Annotated in this window: 20 protein-coding genes; 12 read left to right on the forward strand and 8 right to left on the reverse strand. The window is 61.8% G+C overall.

Annotation, left to right across the window (positions count from 1 at the left end; genetic code table 11):
- Positions 1-58 precede the first annotated feature (58 nt).
- The 4 genes from clpS to sbcB all read left to right on the forward strand — a co-directional run bounded on the left by clpS (position 59) and on the right by sbcB (position 5,940).
- On the forward strand, positions 59-424 hold the full coding sequence (gene clpS / locus ACFIQF_RS02340; protein ID WP_393939713.1) for an ATP-dependent Clp protease adapter ClpS: 366 nt from the start codon (positions 59-61) through the stop codon (positions 422-424).
- 63 nt (positions 425-487) lie between these two features.
- A complete protein-coding gene (clpA, locus tag ACFIQF_RS02345; protein WP_393939715.1) occupies positions 488-2,830 on the forward strand; it encodes an ATP-dependent Clp protease ATP-binding subunit ClpA in 2,343 nt (780 codons plus the stop codon).
- A 133-nt stretch (positions 2,831-2,963) separates the two neighbouring features.
- On the forward strand, positions 2,964-4,418 hold the full coding sequence (gene cls, locus ACFIQF_RS02350; protein ID WP_393939717.1) for a cardiolipin synthase: 1,455 nt from the start codon (positions 2,964-2,966) through the stop codon (positions 4,416-4,418).
- A 64-nt stretch (positions 4,419-4,482) separates the two neighbouring features.
- Positions 4,483-5,940, forward strand: coding sequence for an exodeoxyribonuclease I (gene sbcB / locus ACFIQF_RS02355; protein WP_393939718.1), 1,458 nt, complete (start codon positions 4,483-4,485; stop codon positions 5,938-5,940).
- 14 nt (positions 5,941-5,954) lie between these two features.
- Here the strand turns inward: sbcB and ACFIQF_RS02360 are convergent, their stop codons facing one another.
- Positions 5,955-6,605, reverse strand: a complete 651-nt coding sequence (locus ACFIQF_RS02360) for an HD domain-containing protein (protein ID WP_393939719.1) — start codon at positions 6,603-6,605, stop codon at positions 5,955-5,957.
- A 40-nt stretch (positions 6,606-6,645) separates the two neighbouring features.
- A complete protein-coding gene (locus tag ACFIQF_RS02365; RefSeq protein ID WP_393939721.1) occupies positions 6,646-7,875 on the reverse strand; it encodes a nucleoside recognition domain-containing protein in 1,230 nt (409 codons plus the stop codon).
- 252 nt (positions 7,876-8,127) lie between these two features.
- On the opposite strand from ACFIQF_RS02365, the gene ACFIQF_RS02370 reads away from it, so the two are divergent.
- Together ACFIQF_RS02370 and ACFIQF_RS02375 are read left to right on the forward strand one after the other, a co-directional pair.
- The gene (locus tag ACFIQF_RS02370) at positions 8,128-10,026 is read left to right on the forward strand and encodes a propionate--CoA ligase (protein ID WP_393939722.1); all 1,899 of its coding nucleotides are present in this window, start codon (positions 8,128-8,130) and stop codon (positions 10,024-10,026) included.
- 279 nt (positions 10,027-10,305) lie between these two features.
- Positions 10,306-11,265: an AEC family transporter gene (locus ACFIQF_RS02375; RefSeq protein ID WP_393939723.1), complete on the forward strand. Its 960-nt coding sequence runs from the start codon at positions 10,306-10,308 to the stop codon at positions 11,263-11,265.
- A gap of 26 nt (positions 11,266-11,291) precedes the next feature.
- Here the strand turns inward: ACFIQF_RS02375 and ACFIQF_RS02380 are convergent, their stop codons facing one another.
- The 4 genes from ACFIQF_RS02380 to ACFIQF_RS02395 all read right to left on the reverse strand — a co-directional run bounded on the left by ACFIQF_RS02380 (position 11,292) and on the right by ACFIQF_RS02395 (position 14,232).
- Positions 11,292-11,819 (reverse strand): GNAT family N-acetyltransferase, encoded by a 528-nt coding sequence (locus tag ACFIQF_RS02380; protein WP_393939724.1) that lies wholly within the window; start codon positions 11,817-11,819, stop codon positions 11,292-11,294.
- Between the two features lie 14 nt (positions 11,820-11,833).
- Positions 11,834-12,481, reverse strand: coding sequence for a pyridoxamine 5'-phosphate oxidase (gene pdxH / locus ACFIQF_RS02385; RefSeq protein ID WP_393939725.1), 648 nt, complete (start codon positions 12,479-12,481; stop codon positions 11,834-11,836).
- Between the two features lie 131 nt (positions 12,482-12,612).
- Positions 12,613-13,149, reverse strand: a complete 537-nt coding sequence (locus tag ACFIQF_RS02390; protein WP_393939726.1) for a superoxide dismutase family protein — start codon at positions 13,147-13,149, stop codon at positions 12,613-12,615.
- Positions 13,150-13,191: 42 nt separating this feature from the next.
- Positions 13,192-14,232, reverse strand: a complete 1,041-nt coding sequence (locus ACFIQF_RS02395) for a LysR family transcriptional regulator (RefSeq protein ID WP_393939727.1) — start codon at positions 14,230-14,232, stop codon at positions 13,192-13,194.
- A gap of 67 nt (positions 14,233-14,299) precedes the next feature.
- Between ACFIQF_RS02395 and ACFIQF_RS02400 the strand changes: the two genes are divergently transcribed.
- Together ACFIQF_RS02400 and ACFIQF_RS02405 are read left to right on the forward strand one after the other, a co-directional pair.
- Positions 14,300-15,307: a bile acid:sodium symporter family protein gene (locus ACFIQF_RS02400; protein ID WP_393939728.1), complete on the forward strand. Its 1,008-nt coding sequence runs from the start codon at positions 14,300-14,302 to the stop codon at positions 15,305-15,307.
- Positions 15,308-15,339: 32 nt separating this feature from the next.
- Positions 15,340-16,317 (forward strand): Bug family tripartite tricarboxylate transporter substrate binding protein, encoded by a 978-nt coding sequence (locus ACFIQF_RS02405; protein ID WP_393939730.1) that lies wholly within the window; start codon positions 15,340-15,342, stop codon positions 16,315-16,317.
- A 122-nt stretch (positions 16,318-16,439) separates the two neighbouring features.
- Here the strand turns inward: ACFIQF_RS02405 and ACFIQF_RS02410 are convergent, their stop codons facing one another.
- Together ACFIQF_RS02410 and ACFIQF_RS02415 are read right to left on the reverse strand one after the other, a co-directional pair.
- Positions 16,440-16,802, reverse strand: coding sequence for a hypothetical protein (locus ACFIQF_RS02410; RefSeq protein WP_393939731.1), 363 nt, complete (start codon positions 16,800-16,802; stop codon positions 16,440-16,442).
- A gap of 296 nt (positions 16,803-17,098) precedes the next feature.
- Positions 17,099-18,256, reverse strand: coding sequence for a DUF72 domain-containing protein (locus ACFIQF_RS02415; protein WP_393939732.1), 1,158 nt, complete (start codon positions 18,254-18,256; stop codon positions 17,099-17,101).
- Positions 18,257-18,517: 261 nt separating this feature from the next.
- Between ACFIQF_RS02415 and ACFIQF_RS02420 the strand changes: the two genes are divergently transcribed.
- From ACFIQF_RS02420 to ACFIQF_RS02435, 4 genes are all read left to right on the forward strand, one after another.
- Positions 18,518-20,905 carry a Tex family protein gene (locus tag ACFIQF_RS02420; RefSeq protein WP_393939733.1) on the forward strand — a complete coding sequence of 796 codons (2,388 nt, stop codon included), beginning with the start codon at positions 18,518-18,520 and terminating at the stop codon, positions 20,903-20,905.
- Between the two features lie 94 nt (positions 20,906-20,999).
- Positions 21,000-22,271 (forward strand): alpha/beta hydrolase family protein, encoded by a 1,272-nt coding sequence (locus ACFIQF_RS02425; protein ID WP_393939735.1) that lies wholly within the window; start codon positions 21,000-21,002, stop codon positions 22,269-22,271.
- 312 nt (positions 22,272-22,583) lie between these two features.
- Positions 22,584-23,390: a LuxR C-terminal-related transcriptional regulator gene (locus tag ACFIQF_RS02430; RefSeq protein WP_393939737.1), complete on the forward strand. Its 807-nt coding sequence runs from the start codon at positions 22,584-22,586 to the stop codon at positions 23,388-23,390.
- Positions 23,391-23,485: 95 nt separating this feature from the next.
- The gene (locus ACFIQF_RS02435) at positions 23,486-26,050 is read left to right on the forward strand and encodes an AI-2E family transporter (protein ID WP_393939739.1); all 2,565 of its coding nucleotides are present in this window, start codon (positions 23,486-23,488) and stop codon (positions 26,048-26,050) included.
- Positions 26,051-26,138 lie beyond the last annotated feature (88 nt).

Here is a 26,138-nt window from a genome sequence, read left to right on the forward strand (position 1 = left end):
TCACAAAAGCATCACCATCTTTGCCGATGTGGAAATTTGCCCCTTTAGAATGATCTCGATGGCCACGAAACCTGTTGTACCCCCCACGCCGAATCTGCCTGTAGCGCCCAAAGCCCCTGAAGATGGTGGCGGCGCGCTGGTGGTAGAGCGCCTGCAGCAGCGGGTGGAACCGCCCAAGATGTACCAGGTCGTCATGCTCAATGACGACTTCACCCCGATGGAGTTTGTGATCGAGGTGTTGCAGCACTTTTTTGGCAAAAGCCGCGAGTCTGCCACCCAGATCATGCTCAAGATTCACCTCGACGGGAAAGGAGTGTGTGGCGTGTATTCGCATGAAATCGCAGAGACCAAGGTGGCACAGGTCATGGATGCAGCGCACGGCGCCGGGCATCCGCTACAGGCAGTGACGGAGCCTGTTGAATAAGCGAAATCGGTCCTCATCTGGAAGCAAGTTGAGTGTATTTGGCAAGCAAAAAAGGAGTTTCAAATGATCGCTCAGGAACTGGAAGTCAGCTTGCACATGGCTTTTGTAGAAGCTAGGCAGCAGCGCCACGAATTCATCACCGTCGAACACCTGCTACTGGCCTTGTTGGACAACCCAAGTGCCTCGGAGGTGCTGCGCGCCTGCTCGGCCAATATCGACGACTTGCGCGCGTCGCTGACCAATTTCATCAAAGACAACGCCCCCCAGGTTGCTGGTGAGGACGAGGTCGATACCCAACCCACGCTGGGCTTCCAGCGGGTGATCCAGCGCGCCATCATGCATGTGCAAAGCACCGGCAATGGCAAGAAGGAAGTCACCGGCGCCAATGTGCTGGTCGCCATTTTTGGCGAAAAGGATTCGCACGCCGTCTACTACCTGCACCAGCAGGGCGTGACGCGCCTCGATGTGGTGAACTACATCGCCCACGGCATCAAGAAGAACGACGCGCCCGAGCAGCCCAAGAGCGAATCGAGCTCCGAATCCGAAGAAGCCAGCAACAGCGGTGGTGAGCGCGCCGAAAAGGCCTCGCCGCTGGAGCAGTTCACCGTCAACCTGAACCAGCAGGCCAAGGACGGCAAGATCGATCCGCTGATCGGCCGCCAGTACGAGGTGGAGCGCACGATCCAGATCCTGTGCCGCCGCCGCAAGAACAACCCTCTGCTGGTCGGTGAGGCCGGCGTGGGCAAAACTGCAATCGCTGAAGGCCTGGCCTGGCGCATCACCGAAAACGACGTGCCCGAAGTGCTGGCCGAAGCCACCGTGTACTCGCTGGACATGGGCGCCTTGCTCGCCGGCACCAAGTACCGTGGCGATTTTGAGCAACGCCTCAAAGGCGTGCTCAAGGCGCTCAAGGACAAGCCGAACGCGATTTTGTTCATCGACGAAATCCACACCCTGATCGGTGCCGGTGCGGCCTCGGGCGGCACGCTGGATGCATCCAACCTGCTCAAGCCCGCGCTCTCGAGCGGCCAGCTCAAGTGCATTGGTGCCACCACCTTCACCGAATACCGTGGCATCTTTGAAAAAGACGCTGCGCTCTCGCGCCGCTTCCAGAAGGTCGATGTGGTCGAGCCCACCGTGCCCGAAACCATCGACATCCTGAAAGGCCTGAAGTCGCGCTTCGAAGAGCACCACAACGTCAAGTACGCCGTGGCGGCCCTGCAGGCTGCGGCTGAGCTGTCGGCCAAGTTCATCAACGACCGCCACTTGCCCGACAAGGCGATTGACGTGATCGACGAGGCCGGCGCCGCCCAGCGCATTCTGGCGCCGAGCAAGCGCAAAAAGACCATTGGCAAGGCCGAGATCGAAGAGATCGTGGCCAAGATCGCCCGCATTCCGCCGGCCAACGTCTCCAACGACGACCGCAGCAAGCTGCAAACGCTGGAGCGTGACCTCAAGAGCGTGGTGTTCGGCCAGGACAAGGCGCTCGAAGTGCTGGCCTCGGCCGTGAAAATGTCGCGCTCGGGCCTGGGCAAGGTCGACAAGCCGATTGGCTCCTTCCTGTTCTCCGGCCCCACCGGCGTCGGCAAGACGGAAGCAGCCAAGCAGCTGGCCTACATCCTGGGCATCGACCTGATCCGCTTCGACATGTCGGAGTACATGGAACGCCACGCGGTCAGCCGCCTGATCGGCGCGCCTCCGGGCTATGTCGGTTTTGATCAGGGCGGTCTGCTCACCGAAGCTGTCACCAAGAAGCCGCACGCGGTGCTGCTGCTCGACGAAATCGAGAAAGCACACCCGGACATCTTCAACGTGCTGCTGCAGGTGATGGACCACGGCACGCTGACCGACAACAACGGGCGCAAGGCCGACTTCCGCAACGTCATCATCATCATGACGACGAACGCGGGTGCCGAGACCATGAACAAGGCGACCATCGGCTTTACCAACCCGCGCGCGGCCGGCGACGAAATGGGCGACATCAAGCGCCTGTTCACGCCCGAGTTCCGCAACCGTTTGGATGCCATCGTCAGCTTCAAGCCGCTCGACGAGCAGATCATTCTGCGCGTGGTCGACAAGTTCCTGTTGCAGCTGGAGCAGCAACTGGCCGAGAAGAAGGTGGAAGTCACCTTCACCGACAAGCTGCGCAAGCACTTGGCCAAGGCCGGTTTCGATCCGCTGATGGGCGCCCGCCCGATGCAGCGCCTGATCCAGGACACCATCCGCCGCTCGCTGGCCGACGAACTGCTGTTCGGCCGCCTGACCGACGGTGGCCGCCTGACGGTGGACTGGGACGACAGCGATGCCGCCAAGCCCGAGGTGAAGCTGGACATCCAGCCCGCCGCCAAGAAGGAAAGGGCCAAGCCCGCCCCCGGCGAGCCTGAGGAAGAGATCGCCGCCGACTGAGCGCAGCCTGCAGCCGCTGCAGGTAAAGAAGCAAACAGCCGCATAGCTCGCTATGCGGCTGTTTTTTTTGGCAGCAACGGCCCGTCACCCACACCCGCTACACTCGGTGCAAATTAACTCGGGAGCGCTGGCTGTGGATTGGATATCGCAGGTCCTGACCAAGGAAAACCTGGTGCATGTGCTGTCGGTCATCTGGCCGATTTATCTGTGCATCGTCGGCATCTGGATCTTGATGCAGCGCCGCGCCCCGGTCGCCACCATGGGCTGGCTGCTGTCAATGGGCGCGCTGCCGGTGGTGGGGCTGCTCGTGTACTACTTCATCGGGCCGCAACGGCTCAAGCGGCAACGCATCAAGCGCCTGCGCGTGCGCAACAAAAACCGGGTGCGCGAAACCGCCCGCCGCATACGCGATGCGCAACCCAACCCGCCGCCCCAGTTGCGCGAGCTGGTGCAGTTGGTCGACAACACCAGCCATTTCCCCATCAGTACCGCGCAGAACGTGCAATTGCTCAGTGGTGGCGCGGCCACCTTCGACCAGATTCTGGCGGACGTGGCCACCGCGCAGCACCATGTGCACCTGGAATACTATATTTATGAGCCCGACCAGACGGGCACTCGCCTGCGCGATGCGCTGATTGAGCGCGCCCGCGCTGGCGTGCAGGTGCGCATGCTGGTCGATGCGCTGGGCTCCAAGCGCGTCAACAAAAAGTTCATTCAGCCGCTGCTCGATGCGGGCGGCGAGTTCGCCACCTTTCACCCCACCAAGATCGGCCGTCGGCTGCGCCCGGTCATCAACTTCCGCACCCACCGCAAGATTTTGGTGGTCGACGGCAAGATCGGCTTTACCGGCGGCGTCAACATCACCGACGAGGAAGACCGGCGCGTCAACCCCAAGGCCTACCACGATGTGCATCTGCGCATGCAAGGCCAGATCGTCACCTGGCTGCAGACCACGTTTTTGGAAGACTGGGCTTACGCGCTGGAGAAAACCGACCAGGACATGCCCGAAGACCTGGATGCCATGCTGCCCGATCTGCCCGACGGCAACCAGGCCATGCAACTGGTCACATCGGGGCCGGACAACCCGTCCGAACCCATCCACCGCGTGCATGTCGAAGCCATCCAGGCCGCCACCGAGCGCGTGTGGCTCACCACGCCGTACTTTGTGCCCACCGAAGCGGCCATGTATGCCCTGACCAGCGCGGCTTTGCGTGGGCTCGATGTGCGGCTGCTGGTGCCGGAAAAATCCGACTCGGCCATTGTCACCGCAGCCGCACGCTCTTACTTTGACGAGCTGATGCAAGCCGGTGTGCGTGTCTACGAATACCACGCCCGCATGCTGCACTCCAAAACCTTGTTGGTGGACCACAGCCTGGCCATCATCGGCACCGCCAACTTCGACAACCGCAGTTTCCGGCTGAACTACGAGGTGTGCGCCATCGGCTATGGCACAGGGCTCAACGCCAAGCTCGAAGACCAGTTCATGGCCGATCTGGCCAAATCGCGCCTGGTCGAGCGCGGCCGGCCCCAGCCTTTCTACCAGCGCCTCGGCGATTCTGTGGCGCGTTTGTTCTCGCCACTGTTGTAGCCGGCGCAGCGTGCCGGCTTATTCTCGCCGGCAAGCGCGCCGGGCGCAGGCATACTAAGGGCTTATGCAGACCTCTACGCCCGCCACAGCCAGCTTTTTCTGGCACGACTACGAAACCTTTGGCGCCGTGCCGCGCAAGGACCGCCCGGCGCAGTTCGCCGGCATCCGCACCGACATGGATCTCAACGAGATCGGCGCGCCTGTCATGCTGTATTGCCAGCCCGCGCCCGATTACCTGCCCAGCCCGCAGGCGAGCCTGATCACCGGCATCACGCCGCAGCTGTGCCTGGAGCAGGGCGTGCCCGAGCACCAGTTTGCCGCTGCCGTCGAGGCTGAGCTGGGCCAGCCCGGCACCATTGGCGTGGGCTACAACACCATCCGTTTTGACGACGAGGTCACCCGCTACATGCTGTGGCGCAACCTGCGCGACCCGTATGCGCGCGAGTGGCAAAACGGCTGCGGCCGCTGGGATTTGCTCGATGTGGTGCGCATGGTTTATGCGCTGCGCCCCGAAGGCATTCAGTGGCCGAAAAAGGAAGACGGCACGGTCAGCTTCAAGCTCGAAGACCTGGCCAAGGCCAACGGCATCCTGCACGAATCGGCGCACGATGCGCTCAGCGACGTGCGCGCCACCATTGGCCTGGCGCGGCTCATCAAACGCCTGCAGCCGCGCTTGTTCGATTTTGCTTTGGGCCTGCACAAAAAAGACCGCGTCATGCAAGAGCTTGCCTTGCCGGCCACGGCCGCGCATGCGCGGCCTTTCCTGCACGTATCGGGCATGTTTGGCGTAGAGCGCGGCTGCATCGCGGTGATGTGGCCCCTGGCGCAGCACCCGACCAACAAGAACGAGGTCATCGCCTGGGATTTGGCGCAAGACCCGTCGCAACTGGCCGATTTGTCGGTGGATGACATTCGCCTGCGCATGTTCACTGCCAGCGCGGATTTGCCCGAAGGCGTTACGCGCTTGCCGATCAAAACCGTGCATCTGAACAAATCGCCCATGGTGGTAAGCAGCCTGCGCACCCTGAGCGCAGAGCAGGCCGCGCGCTGGCATATCGACATGGAACAGGCGCTGCAGTACGCCGCCATAGCCCGCGATCTGCCTGATATGAGCGCCACCTGGGCCACTGTTTTTCAGCGCCCGGCCTTGCAAGAGGTGGATGTGGACCAGGATCTGTACGGCGGCTTCATCGGCCAGGCCGACCGCCGGCGCTTGAACCAGCTCACCGCCATGCACCCGCAAGAGCTGGCCGTGGCCAAGCCGGGTTTTGACGATGAGCGCTTGCACGAACTGCTCTTCCGCTACCGGGCGCGCAACTTCCCGGATTCGCTCAACCCGGCCGAGCAGCAGCGCTGGCAAGGTTTGCGCGTGGCCTTTTTGCTGGAAGGCCATGCCGGCGCCCGCACCGCCGAGCAGATGTTTGCCGAGATCGACCAGCTCTCCGAAACCGCCGACGAGCGCGCCGAAGAAATTCTGGGCACGCTGTACGACTATGCGGATGCGATCGTGCCCGATGCTTGACGGCTGAGCGCCCGCTATTCTTCTGGCTCACCCAAAGCGCGCCGCAAATTGCGGCGCGCCGGCTTTTCCAGCAATGCGTGGAAGTGCGGGGTTTGGTAGAGAGCAGGGCGCTGCAAAAAACCACGTAAAACGGCGGCCCGCTTTTGGGCATAGAGAGGCGCTGGCACCCAGGCGTACTCGGCTTGGATTTGCGCCTCGTACTCCGCAAAGCGTGCATCTTCTGCGCCGAGAATGGCCAGATCGATATCCAGCATCCAATCCGTGTCTTCCGCTGGCAGCCCTTGTTGTGGCTGGAAATGGCACGTAGACATGATCAGCGCCCGCACGCGCTCTACCGCCTGCGCTTTGGCGCCCGCAGTTTGCAACACTTGCACGGCCCATTGGGCGCTGCGCAGTTCGTTGTCTTTGGCTTGCGCGTCGTAGACCGCATCGTGGAAACACAGCGCCAGAGCCAGCTCCGCCGGCCAGGCCACCTGGCCCTGGCAAGTGGCCAGCCAGCCCAGACATTCGGCAATATGCTGCAGACCGTGGTAATGGCGATCGGGCGCTGCATGCGCTTCCAACAATTGCTGTAATGCGCCGGGCTGCGGCTGCAGGCCCAATTGCCTGCAGGCCTGGTTCCAGCCATCGATATAGGTCTGCTGGTAGTTGGCGTGGCTGCTCATGTTTTGTCTCCTGCAAACTGTTCAGCCACGGACAGCGGCATCAGCCAAAAAACTGGTAGCAAACCGCAATCGCCGCCACCACGCCGGCCAACTCTGCCAGCAGTGCGCAAGGCACTGCGTGGCGCGCACGCTGAATGCCCACCGCGCCAAAATACACGGCCAGCACGTAGAACGTGGTTTCGGTACTGCCTTGGATGGTGGCGGCCACCAGCGCCGGGAAGCTGTCCACGCCCTGGCTTTGCATGGTTTCGATCAGCATGGCGCGGGCAGCACTGCCTGAGAACGGCTTGACCAGAGCGGTCGGCAGCGCATCGACAAAGCGCGTGTCCATGCCCGTCAGGTTCACGCACCAGCGAATGCCTTCCAGCACATAGTCGAGCGCACCAGAAGCGCGGAACAAACCTACCGCGCAGAGCATGGCCACCAGGTAGGGCAAGAGGCCCTTGGCCACGTCAAAACCTTCCTTGGCGCCTTCGATAAAGCTCTCGTACACCGGCACTTTGCGCAGCGCGCCCACCACCACAAACAGCACGATCAGGCCAAACAAGGTCAGGTTGCCCATCAGCGAAGACACTTGCGCCATGGCGCTGGAAGTGAGCGTAGCCAAAAACGCCATAAAGCCGGCCAGCACCAGCGCCACCGGCAACAAATAAGCCAGCACCACTGGGTGCCACAAAGGCAGGCGCTGCACCACAGCGACCGAGACCAAACCGACCAGGGTGGACGCCGAGGTAGCCAGCAAGATGGGCAGAAAAACCAGGGTCGGATCAGGCGCGCCTTGCTGCATGCGGTACATGAAAATCGTCACCGGCAACAGGGTGAGCGACGATGCGTTCAGCACCAGAAAAAGAATCTGAGCATTGCTGGCCGAAGCAGGCGAGGGGTTGATGTCTTGCAGCGAGCGCATGGCTTTGAGCCCGATGGGCGTGGCCGCGTTGTCCAGGCCCAGCGCATTGGCGGCAAAGTTCAGCGTCATCAAACCCAGGGCCGGATGGCCGCGTGGCACATCGGGCATCAGCCGAGCAAACAGGGGCGCCAGCCAGCGGGCCAGCAGATCGACCAGGCCGGCTTTCTCGGCGATTTTCAAAAAGCCCAGCCACAGCGTGAGCGTGCCAAACAGCAGCACCATCACCTCGACCGAAAGCTTGGCCATGGCAAACAGCGCCTGCACCATCTCGGCAAAGATCTGGCTGTTACCACCCACCAGCCACTGCGCCAGCGCAGCCACGGCCGCCACCACAAAAAATCCCAGCCACAGGCCGTTCAACATCTGCTTATCCTTTATCGCCTGGCGCTATTGTGCAGCGGTTTGCAGGCGGCGCTGGCGGGCTTGTCGCCCACAACTGACAAGCCTGTTGAGCGGCTTATGGCGCTTCATGCGAACATTCGGTTCAGCCCCATTGCACTTCCACCCTGGGGAAAACCATAAGGTTGTATGGGCAACAAAGAGGCTCCATTGTCAGCACGCTGAAAGCCTGGGGCCAATAATGGGGCACAAGCATTTTTCCGGAGACAAAACCCGATGACTTCCTTTGCCGATTTCCACCGCCGATCGATTGAAGACCGCGACGCCTTCTGGGCCGAGCAGGCGCAGTTGATCGATTGGAAAGTGCCACCACAGCAGATTTGCGACTACAGCAACGCGCCGTTTGCGCGCTGGTTTGTGGGCGGCCAGACCAATCTGTGCCACAACGCGGTGGATCGCCACTTGGCCGCACGCGGCGACCAGGCTGCGCTGATTGCGGTATCGACCGAAACCAACACCGAGCGCACCTACACCTACGCCGAACTGCACACCGAAGTGCAGCGCATGGCCGCCGCCTTGCAAGCGCTGGGCGTGAAAAAGGGCGACCGCGTGCAAATCTACATGCCAATGATCGCCGAGGCCGCCATCGCCATGCTGGCCAGCGTGCGAATCGGCGCCATCCACTCGGTGGTGTTTGGCGGTTTTGCCTCCGGCTCGTTAGCAACGCGCATTGACGATGCGCAGCCAACGGTCATCGTCAGCGCCGATGCCGGCTCGCGTGCTGGCCGCGTAGTGCCTTACAAGCCGCTGCTCGACGAAGCCATCGCCCTGGCCAGCCACAAGCCCAAGGCCGTGCTGATGGTGGACCGAGGCCTGGCGCCCATGGCCATGGAGGCCGGCCGCGACCATTTGTGGACCGATCTGCGCGCCCAGCACCTCGATGCACAAGTGCCTTGCGAATGGGTGGATTCCACGCACCCGAGCTACACGCTCTACACCAGCGGCACCACCGGCAAACCCAAAGGCGTGCAGCGCGACACCGGCGGCTACACCGTGGCCCTGGCTTCCAGCCTGCCGGCGATCTTTGACGCCAAACCCGGCCAAACCTTTTTCTGCACCAGCGACATCGGCTGGGTGGTGGGCCACAGCTACATCATCTACGCGCCGCTGATTGGCGGCATGGCCACCATCATGTACGAGGGCGTGCCTGTCCGCCCCGATCCCGGTATCTGGTGGAGCCTGGTGGAGAAGTACAAGGTGACGCACATGTTCTCGGCGCCCACCGCGATCCGCGTGCTGAAAAAATCCGACCCTGAATACCTCACCAAATACGATCTCTCCAGCCTGCAAGCGCTGTGGCTGGCCGGTGAGCCGCTCGACGAGCCGACTGCCGCCTGGATCAGCGACGCCATCAAGCGCCCGATCATCGACAACTACTGGCAAACCGAAACCGGCTGGCCGATCCTGACGCTGTGCAATGGCGTGGAAAAGCAGTCGTCGCGCTTTGGCAGCCCCGGCAAGGCGGTCTATGGCTACAACGTCAAGCTGATCGACGGCGAAACCGGCGCGGAGCTGACCGAGCCCATGCAAAAAGGCGTGATCGCCATCGAAGGCCCGCTGCCGCCCGGTAACCTGATGACGATCTGGCGCGACGACCAGCGCTTTGTCAACACCTACTGGAAGAGCATTCCAGGCCGCCAGGTCTACAGCACCTTCGACTGGGGCGTGCGCGACAAGGACGGCTACTACTTCATCCTGGGCCGCACCGACGACGTGATCAACGTGGCTGGCCACCGCCTGGGCACACGCGAGATCGAAGAAAGCATCTCCGGCCACGCCAGCATTGCCGAGGTAGCCGTGGTCGGCGTGGCCGACAGCCTCAAAGGCCAGGTGGCCTTGGCTTTTGCCGTGGCCCGCGACAACAACGTGGCCGGTGATGCCGCCGCTTGCGCCGCTTTGGAAAAATCGGTTTGCGGCCACGTTGACGCGCAACTGGGCGCGGTGGCTCGGCCGGCGCGCGTATTCTTCGTCAGCATGCTGCCCAAAACCCGCAGCGGCAAGCTGCTGCGCCGCGCGCTGCAAGCCGTGGCGGAAAAGCGCGAAACCGGCGATCTCTCCACCATGGAAGATCCCGCAGCGCTGCAACAGGTGGTGGACGCGATGACTCGCGGTTAATAAGCGCTCAGCGCAGGGAAAAGGCCATGACTTTTGCTGTCATGGCCTTTTTCTTACGCCGCTCGCAAAAGCACGGGGCGGTAATCCAACAAAGCCTTCTGCAATCCGCGCAAGCAGGCAATAACGGTCTCGATAGCAAGGTCCCAAAAATCCTGGAAAAATCATTTCTAGGTCTGGCCACCACAGACCAACCTTCGTTCCACTCCCTTTGCACTCCAGCTACAAAGGCAGATAGGCAGCGACGATAATCGCCGCTGCAAAAAACAAAAGGTCTGCGCAATGGCGGTGATGGTGTCTTTGGTTCCGGTGGTGTTGTTTATTGCGCTGGGCTATCTGTCGGGGCGGCTAGGTTGGGTCAAGGCCAGCTCGGTGCGAGATTTGTCGAACATCGTGTTCCTGATCCTGACGCCGGCATTGCTGTTCCGCACCATGAGCCAGGTACGCGTGCAAGAGCTGAACCTGGAGACAATTGCGGTCTACTTTCTCGCCGCCGGGCTGCTGTTCGTGGCTACCTTGTTTTGGCAGGGCTTTACCACCTTGGGGGCAGCGCGCGCCTTGGCGCACTGTTTCAGCAACAACATCATGATTGGCGTGCCGCTGGTGGGCATGGTGTTTGGCGAGCAAGGGCTGGTGACGCTGTTCACCATTGTCTCGGTGCATGCGCTGATTTTGATGACCTCGGCCACCATCGTTTTTGAGCTGGCCGTCATGCGCCAGCAGCAGGCCGCGCAGGGCGGCCAACGCAACTACCGCGCCATGGCCACCACCGTAGGCCGGGCGCTGAAAAACGGCATCATCCACCCGATTCCGCTGCCCATCATCTGCGGCCTGCTGTTTGCGCAAACCGGCCTGCAACTGCCCGAGGTGCTGGACAAATCGCTGCAAATGCTGGCCCAGGCCTTGGGCCCGATTGCGCTGATGCTGGTCGGCATCACCTTGTTCTACAGCGCCGTGGGCCGCTACGTAAAGCAGGCCAGCCGCATCGCCATGGTCAAGCTGGTGCTGCACCCTGTCGTCTTGCTCGCTGTGGGCTGGCTATGGGGTTTGCGCGGCTTGCCGCTGGTGGTGCTGGCTACGGCTGCCGCCTTGCCGGTTGGCGCGAATGTGTTCCTCTTTACCCAGCGCTACGAAGTGGGGCGCGAAGAGGTAACGGCGAGCATTGCCGTATCTACCAGCTTGGCGCTGCTGACTATTCCGTTGATTTTGTTAGGTCTGGCGCAGTTGTTGAAGCTGGGCTGACCACGCTAACCATCGCGCAGGAGCCCTCAGCCCTGAGGCGCCAAACGCAGCACCATCAAATACTCATCAAACAACTGCCCGTCAATGCACAGCGCCGCCGGCTCAGTGCCATAAATGCTGAAACCTGCGGCTTGGTAAAGGCGCAATGCGCTGGTGTTGTTGGTGGTGACGCCCAGGTGGATTTGCAGCAGCCCGGTTTGCTGCCTGGCAAAGGCCAGGGCCTCGGCCAGCATGGCTTGGGCAATGCCTTGGCCGCGCTGAGAGGCGGCGAGGTAGACGCCCCAGATGACAGCCTGGTGGCCTTGTTTGACGCTGGTTTTGCGGCGGATAGCCAAGGTGCCGACCAATTGCCCGCCTGCCCAGGCGCCGACGATGCCGCGACCGGGCGCAGGAGCCAGCCGCTGGGCCACAGCACTCAGTGCTTCGTCTTTTTCTTCCTGGTAACTGGAGCCAAAGGCCGAGGGTGCTTCTTGCAAGGCGGCCAGGCGCAAAGCCTGAAAAGCCGCTGCATCATCTGCTGTGAGCCAGCGCAGCGAAGCTGCCGTGGTTGCCATGGAGTGCAGCGCGTTCAAGGCGCGAGGCGCTCGCGCAGCCAGTCTGCGCCTTCCAAACGGTAGCGCAGGCGGTCGTGCAGGCGGCTCTTGCGGCCTTGCCAGAACTCCCAGGTGTCGGGCACCAGGCGGAAGCCGCCCCAGTGTGGTGGGCGCGGTGGTTTGAGCAAAAACTGCGCGCCGAATTTGGCAGCGTTGGTGACCAATACGGTGCGGCTCTCGATCACCTGGCTTTGCGGGCTAGCCCAGGCGCCGATGCGCGAATCGAGCGGGCGGCTGTTGAAGTAGGCGTCGCTTTCTTCTTCGCTGACTTTCTCGACCCGGCCTTCGATGCGCACCACGCGCTCCAGCTCCACCCAGTGGAACATCAAAGCGGCAAACGGGTTGCCGGCAATTTCGCGGCCTTTGCGGCTGTCGTAGTTGGTGAACCAGACAATGCCGCGCTCGTCGTAGCCTTTGATGAGCACGATGCGCGTGCTCGGCCGCGCATTGGCGCCGACGGTGGCTACCGTCATGGCATTGGGCTCGGGCACCTGGGCCGCCACGGCCTCGTTCATCCAGCGGTCAAACTGGTCGATGGGGGCGGCGCAAGAGGCCGATTCGTTCAGCTCTGCGCGTTCGTAGCTTTTGCGCAAGTCGGCAATGGAGTGGGAGAGTTCGCTCATGGCGCCGATTGTGCACCGATTGCGGCGCGCGGTGGCAAGTGGGCGTTGCCCCAAAGCAAAAGCCTGCGAGCACAGGGCTGGCAGGCTTTGCAAAATTTCGGCAACCCGCAGGCTGCCATCGTGGTGTTGATTTACTGGATCACGCCGCAGGCCAGGCGCGCGCCGGAATTGCCGGTGGGCTGGGTGGTGAAGTCGTCCTTGTCCTTGTGCACCACCACGGCGCGGCCCTTAACATCGGTAGGCTTGCCCGAGCCGATGGAGACGGTCTTGGTTTCGAAGTTCAGGTACGCCACGCCTTGCTGGTTGGCCACCAGGCTGGGCAGATCGCCCACATGCACATCCGGGCCATGTTTGCCGTGCTGGCTGGCCGTGGGGTTGTAGTGGCCGCCAGCGCTCATGGCGTCAGGCGCCGAGCAGTTGCCGTGCTCGTGGATATGGAAGCCATGCTCGCTGTTCGGTGCCAAGCCGTTCACTTGCACGTTCACGCGCATGGTGTCGGGCGTCGCTTGGTAAAAACTGATGGTGCCACTGACGTTGTTGCCTTGCGTCGGCTTGATATTGGCTTCTGCCACCGGCGTGCTGCGGTCGGTAGAGGCGCAGGCGCCGAGCAGGGCGGTGAGCGCTGCAGCGCAGGCAAGGGCGGCGATTCGGGTACGGGCTGGGGCCATGGGTTTCCTCCTGATGAATGGTTGTAGCGGCTTGGGCCAAGGCTAGTTTTTAGCATCATAGCCACCATCAATGTGTAGGTCTGGCGCTATTGATGAACCATTGTCATCAGCCCGGTGCGGCGCTTGCAGCAAGGCCGCCGACAAATTCCAGACCGCCTGGGCGGCTGCCGGCAAGCTGCGCTGGCGGCGCCGCACCAGCATGATGGCGCGTTGCACCTGCGGCTGCAATTGCGCCACCAGCAAACCCGGCAGGCCATGTGGCGGAATAGCCAAACGCGGCATGATGCTGATGCCAATGCCGGCCTCCACCATGCGAAAAGCGGTGGTGACATGGCCCACTTCCTGCACCACCGGGCAGTGCTCGGGGCCACAACCGTGCTGCAGCAAGGCGGCATCCATCAAGCGCCGGCTGCCGGATGCGTGGTCCAGCAACACCAGCGGTTGGCCTTGCAGCTGTGCCCAGTTGAGCGCCACGGTGGCACTGTCGGCTTGGTCGCGTACCAGCGCGTGCTGGGCCGGCAGCACTGCCACAAAGGGGTCAAACAACACGGTGATGTGCTCCAGGTCGCCCAACTCAGGCGGCTCCACCACCAGACCAAAGTGCACCTCGCCGCTGCGCACCTGGGCCAGCACTTCTTGCTGCAAACGGTCTACCAACTGCAACTGCACTTGCGGCAATTGCTGGCCGCAAGCGGCAATGCAAGCAGGCATGAGCGCTGCCGACAGGGTAGGGCTGCTGGCCACCCGCACTTGGCCGCGTGCGGCGTGGCCCACATCGGCCACTTCGGCCAAGGCTTCACCCAGCTCTTGCAGCAGCGGCGCCACGCGCTGGGCCAAGAGCTGGCCGGCATCGGTCAGCAGTACTTCCCGCGTGGTACGGTCGAGCAAGCGCACATTGAGCTGGCCTTCCAGCTCCACCATGGCGCGGCTCACGGCCGATTGGGTGAGGCCCAGGGACTGGCCGGTCTGGCTGAAGCTCTGGCACTGGCTGAGCGCCAAAAAAACTTGCAACTGGCGGAAGGTGACGTGCATGGCGTGGCGAAAAGGCGTTGGGACAGGCGGCAAAGCGGCCATGCCCGTCATATTTATGAGCTAGAGTCATTAATCTATCTTATAAATCAATTTTACTTTTACACCCCACTGGCGTCCAATGGCGGCTATGAAATTCCGCCCCGACAACTTCACCCTGATGCTGGTCGCCGTTGTGCTGCTGGCCAGTTTTTTGCCCGCCACCGGTGCTACCGCATCGGCCCTCGAAAAAGTGACTACCGGCGCCGTGGCGCTGCTGTTCTTCTTGCATGGCGCCAAACTCTCGCGCAAGGCCATCCTCGACGGCATCATGCATTGGCGCCTGCACCTGTTCATTGTGGCCAGCACCTTCGTCATGTTTCCGCTGATCGGCTGGTTGCTCAAGCCGGTGCTGTCGCCGCTGGTCTCGCCTGCCATTTATGTGGGCGTGATGTTCTTGTGCGTGCTGCCATCGACCGTGCAATCGTCGATTGCCTTTGTGTCCATGGCGCGCGGCAATATTCCGGCTGCCATTTGCAGCGCCTCGGCCTCTACCTTGCTGGGCGTGTTCATCACGCCCCTGTTGGTGAGCATTTTTGTGACGGACAGCGGCGCCAGCAGCTCGTTTGTTGATGCGGTCGTCAAAATTCTGCTGCAACTGATGCTGCCGTTTGCACTGGGCCATTTGCTGCAGCGCTGGGTGGGCCCCTTCATCAAGGCGCACGGCAAGCTGACCAAGGTGGTCGACCAGGGCTCCATCCTGCTGGTGGTTTACACCGCGTTCAGCGCCGCCGTGGTACAAGGCATCTGGAAGCAGGTATCGGCCAGCACGCTGATCGGCTTGTTGGTGATCTGCGCCATCATCCTGGCGCTGGCACTGGGCCTGACCACCTTTGTCTCGCGCCGCCTGGGCTTCAACAAGGAAGACGAGATCACCGCCGTGTTCTGCGGCAGCAAGAAGAGCCTGGTCAGCGGCGTTCCCATGGCCAAGGTACTGTTCGCCAGCAGCACGGTCGGCATGATGGTGCTGCCGCTGATGCTGTTCCACCAGATGCAGCTGATGGTGTGCGCCATCTTGGCTGCCAAGTACGCCAAGCGGGCCGACACCGCTGCGCCGCAGGTAACGGCGGCAACGGGTGCTGCCAAGTAAGTTTTTTCTACAAAAAAATCCAAGGGGGTTGTATGCAGTTTTGTTTCAAGCGCCGTGTGCTGCTCTCGGCTGTCGCTTTGTTTGGTGTTGCAGCCAGTGCGCAAGCGGCAGAGCCCGCTTTCCCATCAGGCCCGATCCGCATGGTGGTGGGCTTTGCGGCCGGCGGTGGCAACGATATTCTGGCCCGCGTGATTGCCAAAGAGTTGCAGCAACGCCTGGACCAATCGGTGGTAGTAGAGAACAAGCCCGGCGCCGGTGGTTTGATTGCTGGCGACATTGTTGCCAAGGCGCAGCCCAATGGGCACACCTTGTTGCTGGGCTCCATGGGCGCACAAACCGTGGCGCCCAGCCTGCTGGCCAAGCCGCCTTACGATCCACGTACGGGTTTGGCCGCGGTGACTTTGGTGGCTGATTCGGGCAACGTGCTGTTGGTGAACAGCAAATTGCCGTATCAAAGCGCCAAAGACGTGATTGCCGCCGCGCAAAAGCAACCGGGCAAGCTGAGCTATGGCTCCAGCGGCCAAGGCTCGACCTTGCATTTGGCCGGTGCCTTGTTTGCGCAGCAGGCCAAGGTGGAGATGCTGCACGTGCCCTACAAAGGCAATTCGCAAGCGATTACCGATTTGTCCGGTGGCCAGGTGGACATGGCTTTCTCCGGCATCCCGCCTGCCTTGGCCTCGGTGCGCACCGGCCAGACGCGCATGCTGGCAGTCACCACGGCCAAGCGTTTGAAATCGCTGCCTGACGTGCCCACGGTGGCTGAAACCGGCTTGCCCGGGTACCAGTTTTCCTCCTGGTACGGCGTGCTAACCACGGGCGGCACACCGCAGCCGGTGATCGACCGTCTGGCACGTGAAATCCATGCCATTGTGGCCAAGCCCGAAGTGCGCGAGGTCTTCGCCCAACAGGGCGTGGAGCCGGAAACCAGCACGCCGGCCGAGTTTCAGCGCCTGATCGACGAAGAGCTGACGCGCTGGGCCAAAGACGTGAAGACGCTGGGGATTTTGTAAGCTTGCCAACCGCCAAGGCACGCGAACACTGCGCCTTGGCAAGGTACAAAAAGAAACGCGCCATGCGTTGGCTCCCAAACGGGGGCTGCGCATGGCGCGATTTGCGTGGCCAAGCCACAGGCTTATTTGAGCGGCGGGGTGAACTTGATCTCGTACTTTTCCAGCGCCGGGCCCACTTCCAGGTGCAGGGTACGGCGCTTGCTGGTTTTGGGGCCGCCGCTGACGTTGGCGCTGATCACAATGCCTTTGCCGCGTGTAGTGCAGCGCAGATTGCTCAGGGTCAGGCCGGTTTTGTCAGCATTGATTTCGGCAAAACCCATGGTGTGGGCGGCCACGCCGCGCCAGCTGTCAGCGCCTTCGGGCTGGTTCATCCACTGCACAAACAGGGCGGATTGGCCGTTTTGCTCGCCCAGCACCACGCGGTAGGGCTGCTCGGCTTTTTTGCTACCGTGGTTGCGGTCGCCGCACAGCTGGACATTGGTCACCGCGTCGGCGACAGCAAAAGAGTTGATTTTTGAATCGCCGGCTTGGGCTGCAAGCGGGCTGATGGCACTGAATAGACTGATAAAACAGGTTGCCGCCAGGCTGGCAAGGCGGCAAGAGTTGCGGTGGCGCATGGGTAAACGGGCGAGAGTTGGCGTTGTCGTGGCTGCAAGACGCGGCGTTTTGCAGTGCGGAAATGATAGGCCCGCCCAATACCACTGCTGGCCGCATGTCCCTGATTTGGCGCAAATTTGCGAAAAACTTCGCAAGCGGATGCAAACAGCCGGCCCGATTTCTCCTATTTCTGGCCCAAAGCCTGCAAAGCCTCGGCCAAACGCAGAATACTCAAGGGGCCGCTGCCTTCGGCTTCGTTGCTGACCGTGACATAAGCGGGCTGGCCTTTGCCGCAAATGCCGGCAATGGTGCGCGCCAAGAGCTGCACGGTGGCGTCATCAGGCTGCTGAATACGATCGAAAGGCGCCAGTTTTTGCTCAGCGTCGGCATAACCGTAAGGGCCAAAAACCGGGTTCACGTTCCAGCGGCAGACCAGCGGGCCCGGCCACAGCGCCCGCAGCAAGGGCAATTGCTCGGCCATGCGCGGCATTTTGGCGTGCAAGCCCAGGCAGTAGGTGGCGCCCGTGCTGCGCAAAATCTGGGCAAAGCGCGGCATGACATCAGGGCGCAGCCAATCCGGGTCGCGCACCTCAAAGGCGACAATCGGGCGCTGCGCAGCGGGCATTTGTGCCAACTGCGCTTGCACGGCCAACGCCAGCTGCTCCAACTGCGCAAGCGTGGGCTGCATATCTACCAGGCGCGAAATCGGCAAAGGGCTGAGCTGGAAAAGCAACACGCCCAGGTTGGCGCCCAAACCTTCGCACGCGGGGCGCACAAAGCTGTCCAAAGCCAAGTCGGGCTGCAGAAACACCGGGTTGAGCTCGCGGCCGCGGCCGTCTTCGCTGCGCACCTGGGCATCGCACACCAGGGCCGGACCTTTGACGACAAAGCGAAAATCGGCTGGCACCTGGCCCGCGTAGACCGCATATTCAGACGCAGCCAGCGGGCGGTAAAAGCTGCGGTCTATGCTCACCGTGCGCAGCAGCGGGTGCTGCACATAAGCACCCAAGCCGCGCTGCGCCAGAATGCGTTCGCTATAGGCCTTGGCCCAGACCGCGCCTTGCCAGCCGGGAAAAGACCAGGACGAGGTGCCCAGGCGCAGCAAATCCGGCAAAGCAGGCGCCAAATCTTCGCCCAGCAAAGGCAGCGCAGGTTCTACTGCTTTGGTGCGGCCGGCTAAGGCGGGGCCGCCTGAGGTGCGGCCGGCTAAGGTGCGGCCGGTTGCGGTTGTCTCCCGCTCATTGCGGACAGGCGCAGGCGCAGCGGCTTTGGCCTCGGCAGGTGTTGCTGCAACGGGCTCGCCAAACAGGTCGAAATTAGGATCGGGGCTGGAACTGGACATGGTTTTACGCTGCTGCACTACGCTCTGCTGTGCTGGCCAGCAACGCAGAGTGTAGAGCTTGGCGCCTGAGAAGGTGCGTCTGTCGCGCTCGCATTGTTTTACTTTTTGAGCCAAATACTAGGAAAAGCATTGGTGGCAATAGAATTTTAGCTATCAACACCATAGCATCTTGCTGCGATACCTGTGCAAATCCCCAGTAGCGCGCAGCGCCTATGGCACACTTGCCGCTTTGCCAGAGAAGCATTGGAGCGAGAGCAGAGCATGCAAAAGATCATTGCGCAGATTGCAGCGGAGTTGAAGGTTGCTGAATCGCAGGTGAAATCAGCGGTCGAGCTGCTGGATGGCGGCGCCACGGTGCCCTTTATCGCCCGCTACCGCAAGGAAGCGACCGGCGGCCTGGACGACACGCAACTGCGTGACTTGGCCGAGCGCCTGACCTATCTGCGCGAGCTGCAAGACCGCCGCGAGACGGTGCTCAAAGCCATCGACGAACAAGGCAAGCTGACCGACGCATTGCGCCTGGCCATTGCCCAAGCGCCCACCAAACAAGAGCTGGAAGACATTTACCTGCCTTTCAAGCAAAAGCGCCGCACCAAGGGCCAGATCGCCAAGGAATTCGGCATCGAGCCGCTGGCTGACAAGCTGTTTGCCGACCCCACGCTCGATCCGCACAAAGAGGCCGAAGCCTTTTGCCAACCCGCCACCACGCTGGACGACGGCAAACCTGGCCCGGATTTCAGCACCACCTTTGCCGTGCTGGACGGCGTGCGCGACATCCTCTCCGAGCGCTGGGCCGAAGACCCGGCCTTGGTGCAAAAGCTGCGCGAATGGCTGTGGGACGAAGGTCTGCTGAAATCGAAGAAGGTCGAGAGCAAGAACGAGAACGACCCCGAAGTGGCCAAGTTCCGCGATTATTTTGACTACGACGAGCCGATTGGCCGCGTGCCTTCGCACCGCGCGCTGGCGGTTTTCCGCGGCCGCGCGCTCGAAATTCTGGAAGCCAAGCTGGTGCAGCCGATCGAGCCCGAACCCGGCCAACCGAGCCTGGCCGAAGGCAAGATTGCCCTGCATCTGGGTTGGAGCCATGCCAAGCGCGCATCGGACGACCTGCTGCGCAAATGTGTGGCCTGGACCTGGCGCGTGAAACTGAGCCTCTCGACCGAGCGCGATCTGTTCAGCCGCCTGCGTGAAGACGCCGAGAAGGTAGCCATCAAGGTGTTTGGCGACAACCTGCGCGATCTGCTGCTGGCGGCACCCGCTGGTCAACGCGACGTGATTGGCTTGGACCCAGGCATCCGCACTGGCGTGAAAGTGGCCGTGGTCGACAGTACGGGCAAGCTGGTGGACACCACCACCATCTACCCACACGAGCCACGCAAGGATTGGGACGGCTCGCTGGCCGTGCTCGCCCGCCTGGTAGAAAAGCACAATATCAACCTGATCGCCATTGGCAACGGTACCGCCAGCCGCGAGACCGACAAGCTGGCGGCAGATCTGATCAAGATCGCGGCCAAGGCAGATAAAAAGATCGACAAGGTAGTCGTCAGCGAAGCAGGTGCATCCGTCTATTCCGCCAGCGAGTTTGCGGCGCAGGAAATGCCCGATATCGACGTGAGCCTGCGCGGTGCGGCATCGATTGCCCGCCGCCTGCAAGACCCGCTAGCCGAGCTGGTGAAGATCGACCCCAAGAGCATCGGCGTAGGCCAGTACCAGCACGATGTGAACCAGAGCGAGCTGGCCCGCCAGCTCGATGCGGTGGTCGAGGATTGCGTGAACTCCGTGGGTGTGGACTTGAACACCGCATCCGCGCCGCTGCTCACGCGCGTATCGGGCCTGAGCGGCTCGGTGGCCAAATCGGTGGTGCGCTGGCGCGATGCGAATGGCTCGTTCCAGAACCGCAAGCAGCTGATGGAAGTGGCCGGCCTGGGTGCCAAGACCTTTGAGCAGGCAGCCGGCTTCTTGCGCATTCGCGGTGGCGACAACCCACTCGACATGACCGGCGTGCACCCGGAAACCTATCCGGTGGTGGAGCAGATCATTGTCTCCACCGGCAAGCCCGTGGACCAGTTGATGGGCCGCAGCGAAGTACTCAAGGCGCTCAAGCCCGAGCAGTTTGCCAGCGAGAAGTTTGGTGCCATCACCATCAAAGACATTCTGGGCGAGCTGGAAAAACCCGGCCGCGATCCGCGCCCGGACTTTGTCGTGGCCCGCTTCAACGACGGCGTGGAAGACATCAAGGACCTGCGCGAAGGCATGACGCTGGAAGGCACGGTCAGCAACGTGGCCCAGTTTGGTGCCTTTGTCGATCTGGGCGTGCACCAGGACGGCCTGGTCCACGTGAGCCAGATGAGCCACAAGTTCATCGAAGACGCGCGCGAAGTGGTCAAGACCGGCCAGATCGTCAAGGTCAAGGTGCTGGAGGTGGATGTGGACCGCAAACGCATCAGCCTGACCATGAAGCTGGACGCCGCTCCCGCCCGCCGCGACGGCCCGCGTGACAACCGCTTTGAAGGCGCAGGCCGTGGCAACAGCTATGGCGGAAGCCGCGGCGGCCGTAACGAATACGCGCAGCCCCAACGCAACAACCAGCCCGCACAACAAGGCGCCATGGCCTCGGCATTTGCCAAATTGCAGGGCTTGAAGAAATAATCGGGCCCAGGCCGCGCACAGCGCCGCATGCTCCGCCAGGGGCTTGCGGCGTTTTACATCCATAAACCAAGCGCGGTGCTGTAAGAGGGGAATCATGCAGATATCGAGGGGAAACACGACGCTGCGTTTGCTGGCGATCGTGGTGGTTGCGGCGTTGATCGGGCTCAAGCTGGTCTACCGTGGTTATGCAGCCAAGCTGGAGGCCAGGGAGGCAGCAGCGCAAAATACGCCGCTGGAATGGCCGCCCAAGCCGGCGCCGGCATCGGACAGCGTTTGCGACAGCGTCAAGCTGACTATGGCGCAGGTGGACAAAGCCAACGAAGAGGGTCTGGCGGTAGACCAGGCGCGGCGTTGCATCACCCGAGAAACCCGGGCTGCGCACGATCTTTACCTGGCCGAGCGCGCTGCCCAGCGTGCGCAGCGCGAAGCCACCGAGAACAAACAGGCGCTGGAGCAAAAGCTGCAAGCCGAGCTGGACCAGGCCGTGGCCCAGCAAGTGGGGCAGGGCGCCATCAGCCTGCAAAACCTGGCCCAGGCGCGCAGCGGCAAAAGCACGCAGGTCGCCCAAGCGCTGCTCAAAGCACCCGAAAAGCCCGAAGCTTTGCCGCAGCCACCGGCTGAGTTGTTTGTGCCCAGCACCTACCAAAGCGGCGGCATGGAGCTGGCCAGCTTTGTCTCGCCCAATCCCAAGGACGGGCAGCGGCACCCGGCCATCGTCTGGTTGACAGGCGGTGACAGCAATACCTTGGGCCGTTTTTGGAACGAGGGCGACCCAAGCAACGACCAAAGTGCCAGCGCCTTCCGCAAGGCAGGCATGGTGATGATGTTCCCCGCATTGCGCGGCGGCAACAGCAACCCGGGCACGCGCGAATACTTTTGGGGCGAGGTGGACGATGTAATCGCCGCCGTGCTGCACGTGGCCAAACTGCCTTATGTAGACCCGACCAAGATCTATTTGGGCGGCCACAGCACGGGCGGCACCTTGGCTTTGTTGGCGGCGGGCACCGGTTTGCCGATTGCCGGTGTTTTCGCTTTTGGGCCGGTGGCCGATCCCAGCACTTATGCGCGCGATCAGTTGCCGGTGAACTGGAAGCTGCTGGGCGACGAAGAGCTGCGCCTGCGTGCACCCAAGCACTGGATGCATGCGGTAGCGGCACCGACCTGGATCATTGAAGGCGCCAAGCCGCCTGCCAACGTACCTGCGCTGGCCGAGCTGTGCCAAGCCCGCAAATCAGACCAGGTGCAATGTGTGCTGGTAGCGGGTGAAGACCATTTCTCGGTGCTGCAGCCGCTGACGCGCCGCATTGCCGCGCAAATTGTGATGGGCCAGCAGCCCAAGCTGGAATCGACGGCCACGCTGCCCTGAGTTCCGCTCAACACGCCTGGTGCGAGCTTTGGCCAACGAGCCTCATCGCCTGCGGTGGAGCCCGACCAGCCGAGCTTTGCAAGACAGGCCATGTTTGAGCAGTGGCGAAGGCGCGGTTCGGCGCCCAGCAACAGCTTTCCCGGCTTCTCCAGGGTGATTGGTGCATGACTGATCCAAGCCTAAAAGTCAAGATCCCACGTTAAATATTTATTATCAATTGCTATTTGATTTATGATTAACAATAGGAATTACTGAATAACTGCCGCGATGGCGCTTGCTTTGTCTATCGGTGAGGCAGGGGAGACGTAGGACGTGAGCAATACAGAAGACATTCCGGACACGGTGCTTGCACAACAGGCACTGGCGGGCCAGGATTTGAACGGGCTGGACAACGGCTTTGAGATGGTCAGCAACCCACCGTCGCTGTGGCCGTCGTTTCTGGTCGGGCAAAAAAACAAACCGGTGCGCGTGGCCGTGGTGGATGACGACATCCACTTTGCCCGCGTGCTGCAGCAAGAGCTGACGCAAGACCCGCGCCTGCAGATGGTGGGCAATGCGCAGGGCTTCAAAAAAGGCAAGCGGCTGGTGCGCTCGGTCCAGATCGACGTGCTGCTGCTTGATTTGGAGCTGGCCGACGGCTCGGGCTACCAATTGCTGGATTTTTTACGCACCCAGCAACCCCGCTGCCTGGCCATTGTCTGCACCACCAAAGAAGAGGAGCTGTACATGCGCCAGGCATTTGACCAAGGCGTTGCAGGCTATTTACTCAAAAACTCGTGGTTTGGCAGTTTTGCCCAATCGGTGTTGCAGGTAGCCAACGGCGGCGCCGCCTTGTCGCCCCAGTTGGCCAAGCGTCTGCTGCAACCGCATGGTTTTGATCTGGCAGCCTGCGGTGATGAGGCCAGGCCAGCGCCGGGCGCCATGCTGGAGCCCTTGTCGCCGCGCGAAACGGAAATCTTGCGCATGGTGGCCGACGGCAACACCAGCTCGGTCATTGCCGAGCGCCTGCAGGTCAGCCAGATGACGGTGAACACCCATATTCGCAACACCTACCGCAAACTGCATGTGCGCTCCCGCGCCCATGCGGTGCAAAGCGCCATGGTGCGTGGGCTGATTTGAACAAGGCGCAACAAAAATAAACTCTGGATGACAGGCGGGTCCTGGATTTATGGGTGTAATAGAGCAAACCTTCCCTGCACCCACCAGCGTTGACCATGCCGCCCGATTTGCCTCCGCGTAACCCTTCCCCAGCCACGCCCGCCCTGCCGGCCGATGGCAAGCGCAGCAAACAGGAAGAGGGCAGTGTGCGCATGCTCGAAGCCAGTGACACAGCGCCGGGCTGGGCTCCGCTGCTGTCGATGGTGCCCGGCTTGCGGCTGATGGTGGGCTTGGTCATCGCCGCCGTAGTGATTCTGGGTTTGTACGTGGGCCGCGATCTGCTGCTGCCCTTGGCATTGGCTGCTTTGCTGGGCTTTTTGCTGGATCCGGCGGTCAGCCGCCTCAAGCGCTGGGGCCTGCCGCGCATGTTGGCCGTGCTGCTGGTGGTCTCGGTGGCGCTGGGCGGCATTGGCGCCGGCGCTTTGTATGTGGGCAGTCAGGTGACCGAGCTGAGCGCCGAGCTGCCGACGTACCAGAACACCATCCGCCAAAAACTGCGCAACCTCAAAGGCTACTTCAACGGTCCGAGCATTTTTGACGGCGCAGTCAAGGTATTCAGCACCGTCGAAACCGAGATCACCCAGCCCGACGCCAAGACACGCGCAAACCGCGTGCAAAAGGTAGAGATCCAGGGGCCGGCCAGCAAACCCGCACAGCAGGCGCTCGACATCTTGGCCAAAGTAGGGGAGCCGGTAGCCACGGCGGGCATTGTGCTGCTGTTCGTGATTCTGATTTTGCTCGATCGCAGCGAAATCCAGGATCGCTTGCTGCGCCTGATGGGCCGCAACGTGCACATGGCCACCGATGCGCTGGACGAAGCATCTACCCGCATTGGCCAATACCTGCGCATGCAGTTCGTTGTGAACCTCAGCTACGGTATTCCCATGGCTTTGGGGCTTTGGTGGATTGGTGTGCCTGGCGCCATATTGTGGGGCGCGCTGGCGGCGGTGATGCGTTTTGTGCCTTACATTGGCCCCATGGTCTCGGCCGTGTTTCCGCTCACGCTGGCCTTTGCGGTAGACCCGGGCTGGAATCTGTTCTTGTGGACCTTGGCGCTGATCTTATTGTTGGAGCTGATCAGCAACAACATCATCGAGCCGTGGTTGTATGGATCGAGCACTGGGCTGTCTACGCTGTCAATCATCTTGGCCGCTACCTTCTGGACTGCACTGTGGGGGCCGATCGGGCTGATTCTTTCCACGCCGCTGACTGTTTGCTTGCTGGTGCTGGGCCGCTACATACCGGCGCTGGGCTTCTTTGAAATACTGTTGGGCAGCCAGGCGGTGTTCGACCCGCCGCAAAAACTCTTCCAGCGCTTGCTCGGCGGCGATGTGGACGAAGCCGTGGATGTAGCCACCAGCAGCATCGACGAAGAGCTGCCCTCCAAACCCAGCAAGCTGGAAATGGCCAAGGCCGTCACGCGCTTTTATGACGACGTGGCCATCCCCGCGCTCAAGCTCGCCGCCCGCAACTACCTGAACCAATCCACGGCCGAGCACCGGTTGCGCCTGGCCGTAGGCACAGCCGAACTGGTGGAAGAGCTGCGCGAACATTACCCGGCCCAAGCCAACGGCAAACGCAAGCGCGAAGAGGGCGCCCAACCTGCAGAGGCACCAGCCATCTTGTGCGTAGGCCTGCGCTGGGATATTGACGTACACGCTGCGGCCATGGCCGCCCATGCATTGCAACTGGCCGGTCTGCCCGCAGCCCATGACAGTGCGGCACTGCCAGTTTTGCCCCGTGATGAAGATCTGGAGCACTGGGCTGGCATCAAAGCGGTGATCATCTGCACCTTCAACCCGCACCCGCAAACCAAGCTGCGCCAACTGGGCAAGCGCATCCGCCAGCGCTGGCCAGAAATGGGCATTGTGGTGGCGCTGTGGAACACCGAAGGCCAACTGCTGGAAACCAATGCAATCGAAAGCATCCAGGCCGATTACGGCGTCAGCACCATCCAGGAACTGGTGCTGCGCATCCAGGTGGAGTCGGGCAACGAACAACTGGTGCAGCAAGCCGTAGCGCCTGAAATCCCGGCCAATGAAGACAAGCGCCTCAAGGCCTTGCACAAAAGTGGCGTGCTGCACCCGGGTCATCTCGACATGTACCGCGACGCCGCCCAGCAGGCCTGCAACGCTTTCCAGGTTTCCTGGGCGCATGTGGCCTGGGTAGACCGCGATTGGGTCCACACACCAGGCGCGCTGATGGACGAAGCCAGCGAAGAGCTGGCCGAAACCGGCATCGCGCGCGACAAAGCCTTGGCTTCATTTGTGGTGGCCGATGACGAATCGCTGGTGATCGAAGACACCTTGCGCGACCCGCGTTTTACGCATAACTCCTTTGTCGACAAATACGGTGTGCGCTTCTATGCCGCCGTGCCGTTGCGCTACAAACGCTCCGCCGTGCTGGGTGCCTTGTGCATTCTCGACCGCGAACCCAGAACCATGTTCGAGGACGATCTGGAAGTACTGCAAGGCATGGCCGAGTACCTGATGAAGTCGCTGGAAGACAACCACGGCGTGCCACCTGCGCCCAAAATGACCAGCGAACGCCTCGACCAGGCGCTGCAAAGCGTGGAAGAGCAACGCAACGACAAACACGACCCGGATCTGCATACGCCGTGATGGAACCGAGCCCAGCGAGCAGGCTTTTTTGGCGCGCTGGGTTTTCGTGGAAAGAGCCGTAACTGCTTCTGTTGATGTCCTATTGGCC

The sequence above is a fragment of the Comamonas trifloxystrobinivorans genome, assembly GCF_043359985.1.
In the GTDB taxonomy this organism is placed as follows: Bacteria; Pseudomonadota; Gammaproteobacteria; order Burkholderiales; family Burkholderiaceae_C; genus Comamonas; species Comamonas trifloxystrobinivorans.

Excerpts from the sequence above, each read along its gene's own strand:
- clpS (WP_393939713.1), top strand. The coding sequence starts at position 59 with ATGGCCACGAAACCTGTTGTACCCCCCACGCCGAATCTGCCTGTAGCG.
- clpA (WP_393939715.1), top strand. The coding sequence starts at position 488 with ATGATCGCTCAGGAACTGGAAGTCAGCTTGCACATGGCTTTTGTAGAA.
- sbcB (WP_393939718.1), top strand. The coding sequence starts at position 4,483 with ATGCAGACCTCTACGCCCGCCACAGCCAGCTTTTTCTGGCACGACTAC.
- ACFIQF_RS02360 (WP_393939719.1), bottom strand. The coding sequence starts at position 6,605 with ATGAGCAGCCACGCCAACTACCAGCAGACCTATATCGATGGCTGGAAC.
- ACFIQF_RS02365 (WP_393939721.1), bottom strand. The coding sequence starts at position 7,875 with ATGTTGAACGGCCTGTGGCTGGGATTTTTTGTGGTGGCGGCCGTGGCT.
- ACFIQF_RS02370 (WP_393939722.1), top strand. The coding sequence starts at position 8,128 with ATGACTTCCTTTGCCGATTTCCACCGCCGATCGATTGAAGACCGCGAC.
- ACFIQF_RS02375 (WP_393939723.1), top strand. The coding sequence starts at position 10,306 with ATGGCGGTGATGGTGTCTTTGGTTCCGGTGGTGTTGTTTATTGCGCTG.
- ACFIQF_RS02380 (WP_393939724.1), bottom strand. The coding sequence starts at position 11,819 with ATGGCAACCACGGCAGCTTCGCTGCGCTGGCTCACAGCAGATGATGCA.
- pdxH (WP_393939725.1), bottom strand. The coding sequence starts at position 12,481 with ATGAGCGAACTCTCCCACTCCATTGCCGACTTGCGCAAAAGCTACGAA.
- ACFIQF_RS02390 (WP_393939726.1), bottom strand. The coding sequence starts at position 13,149 with ATGGCCCCAGCCCGTACCCGAATCGCCGCCCTTGCCTGCGCTGCAGCG.
- ACFIQF_RS02395 (WP_393939727.1), bottom strand. The coding sequence starts at position 14,232 with ATGACGGGCATGGCCGCTTTGCCGCCTGTCCCAACGCCTTTTCGCCAC.
- ACFIQF_RS02400 (WP_393939728.1), top strand. The coding sequence starts at position 14,300 with ATGGCGGCTATGAAATTCCGCCCCGACAACTTCACCCTGATGCTGGTC.
- ACFIQF_RS02405 (WP_393939730.1), top strand. The coding sequence starts at position 15,340 with ATGCAGTTTTGTTTCAAGCGCCGTGTGCTGCTCTCGGCTGTCGCTTTG.
- ACFIQF_RS02415 (WP_393939732.1), bottom strand. The coding sequence starts at position 18,256 with ATGTCCAGTTCCAGCCCCGATCCTAATTTCGACCTGTTTGGCGAGCCC.
- ACFIQF_RS02420 (WP_393939733.1), top strand. The coding sequence starts at position 18,518 with ATGCAAAAGATCATTGCGCAGATTGCAGCGGAGTTGAAGGTTGCTGAA.
- ACFIQF_RS02425 (WP_393939735.1), top strand. The coding sequence starts at position 21,000 with ATGCAGATATCGAGGGGAAACACGACGCTGCGTTTGCTGGCGATCGTG.
- ACFIQF_RS02435 (WP_393939739.1), top strand. The coding sequence starts at position 23,486 with ATGCCGCCCGATTTGCCTCCGCGTAACCCTTCCCCAGCCACGCCCGCC.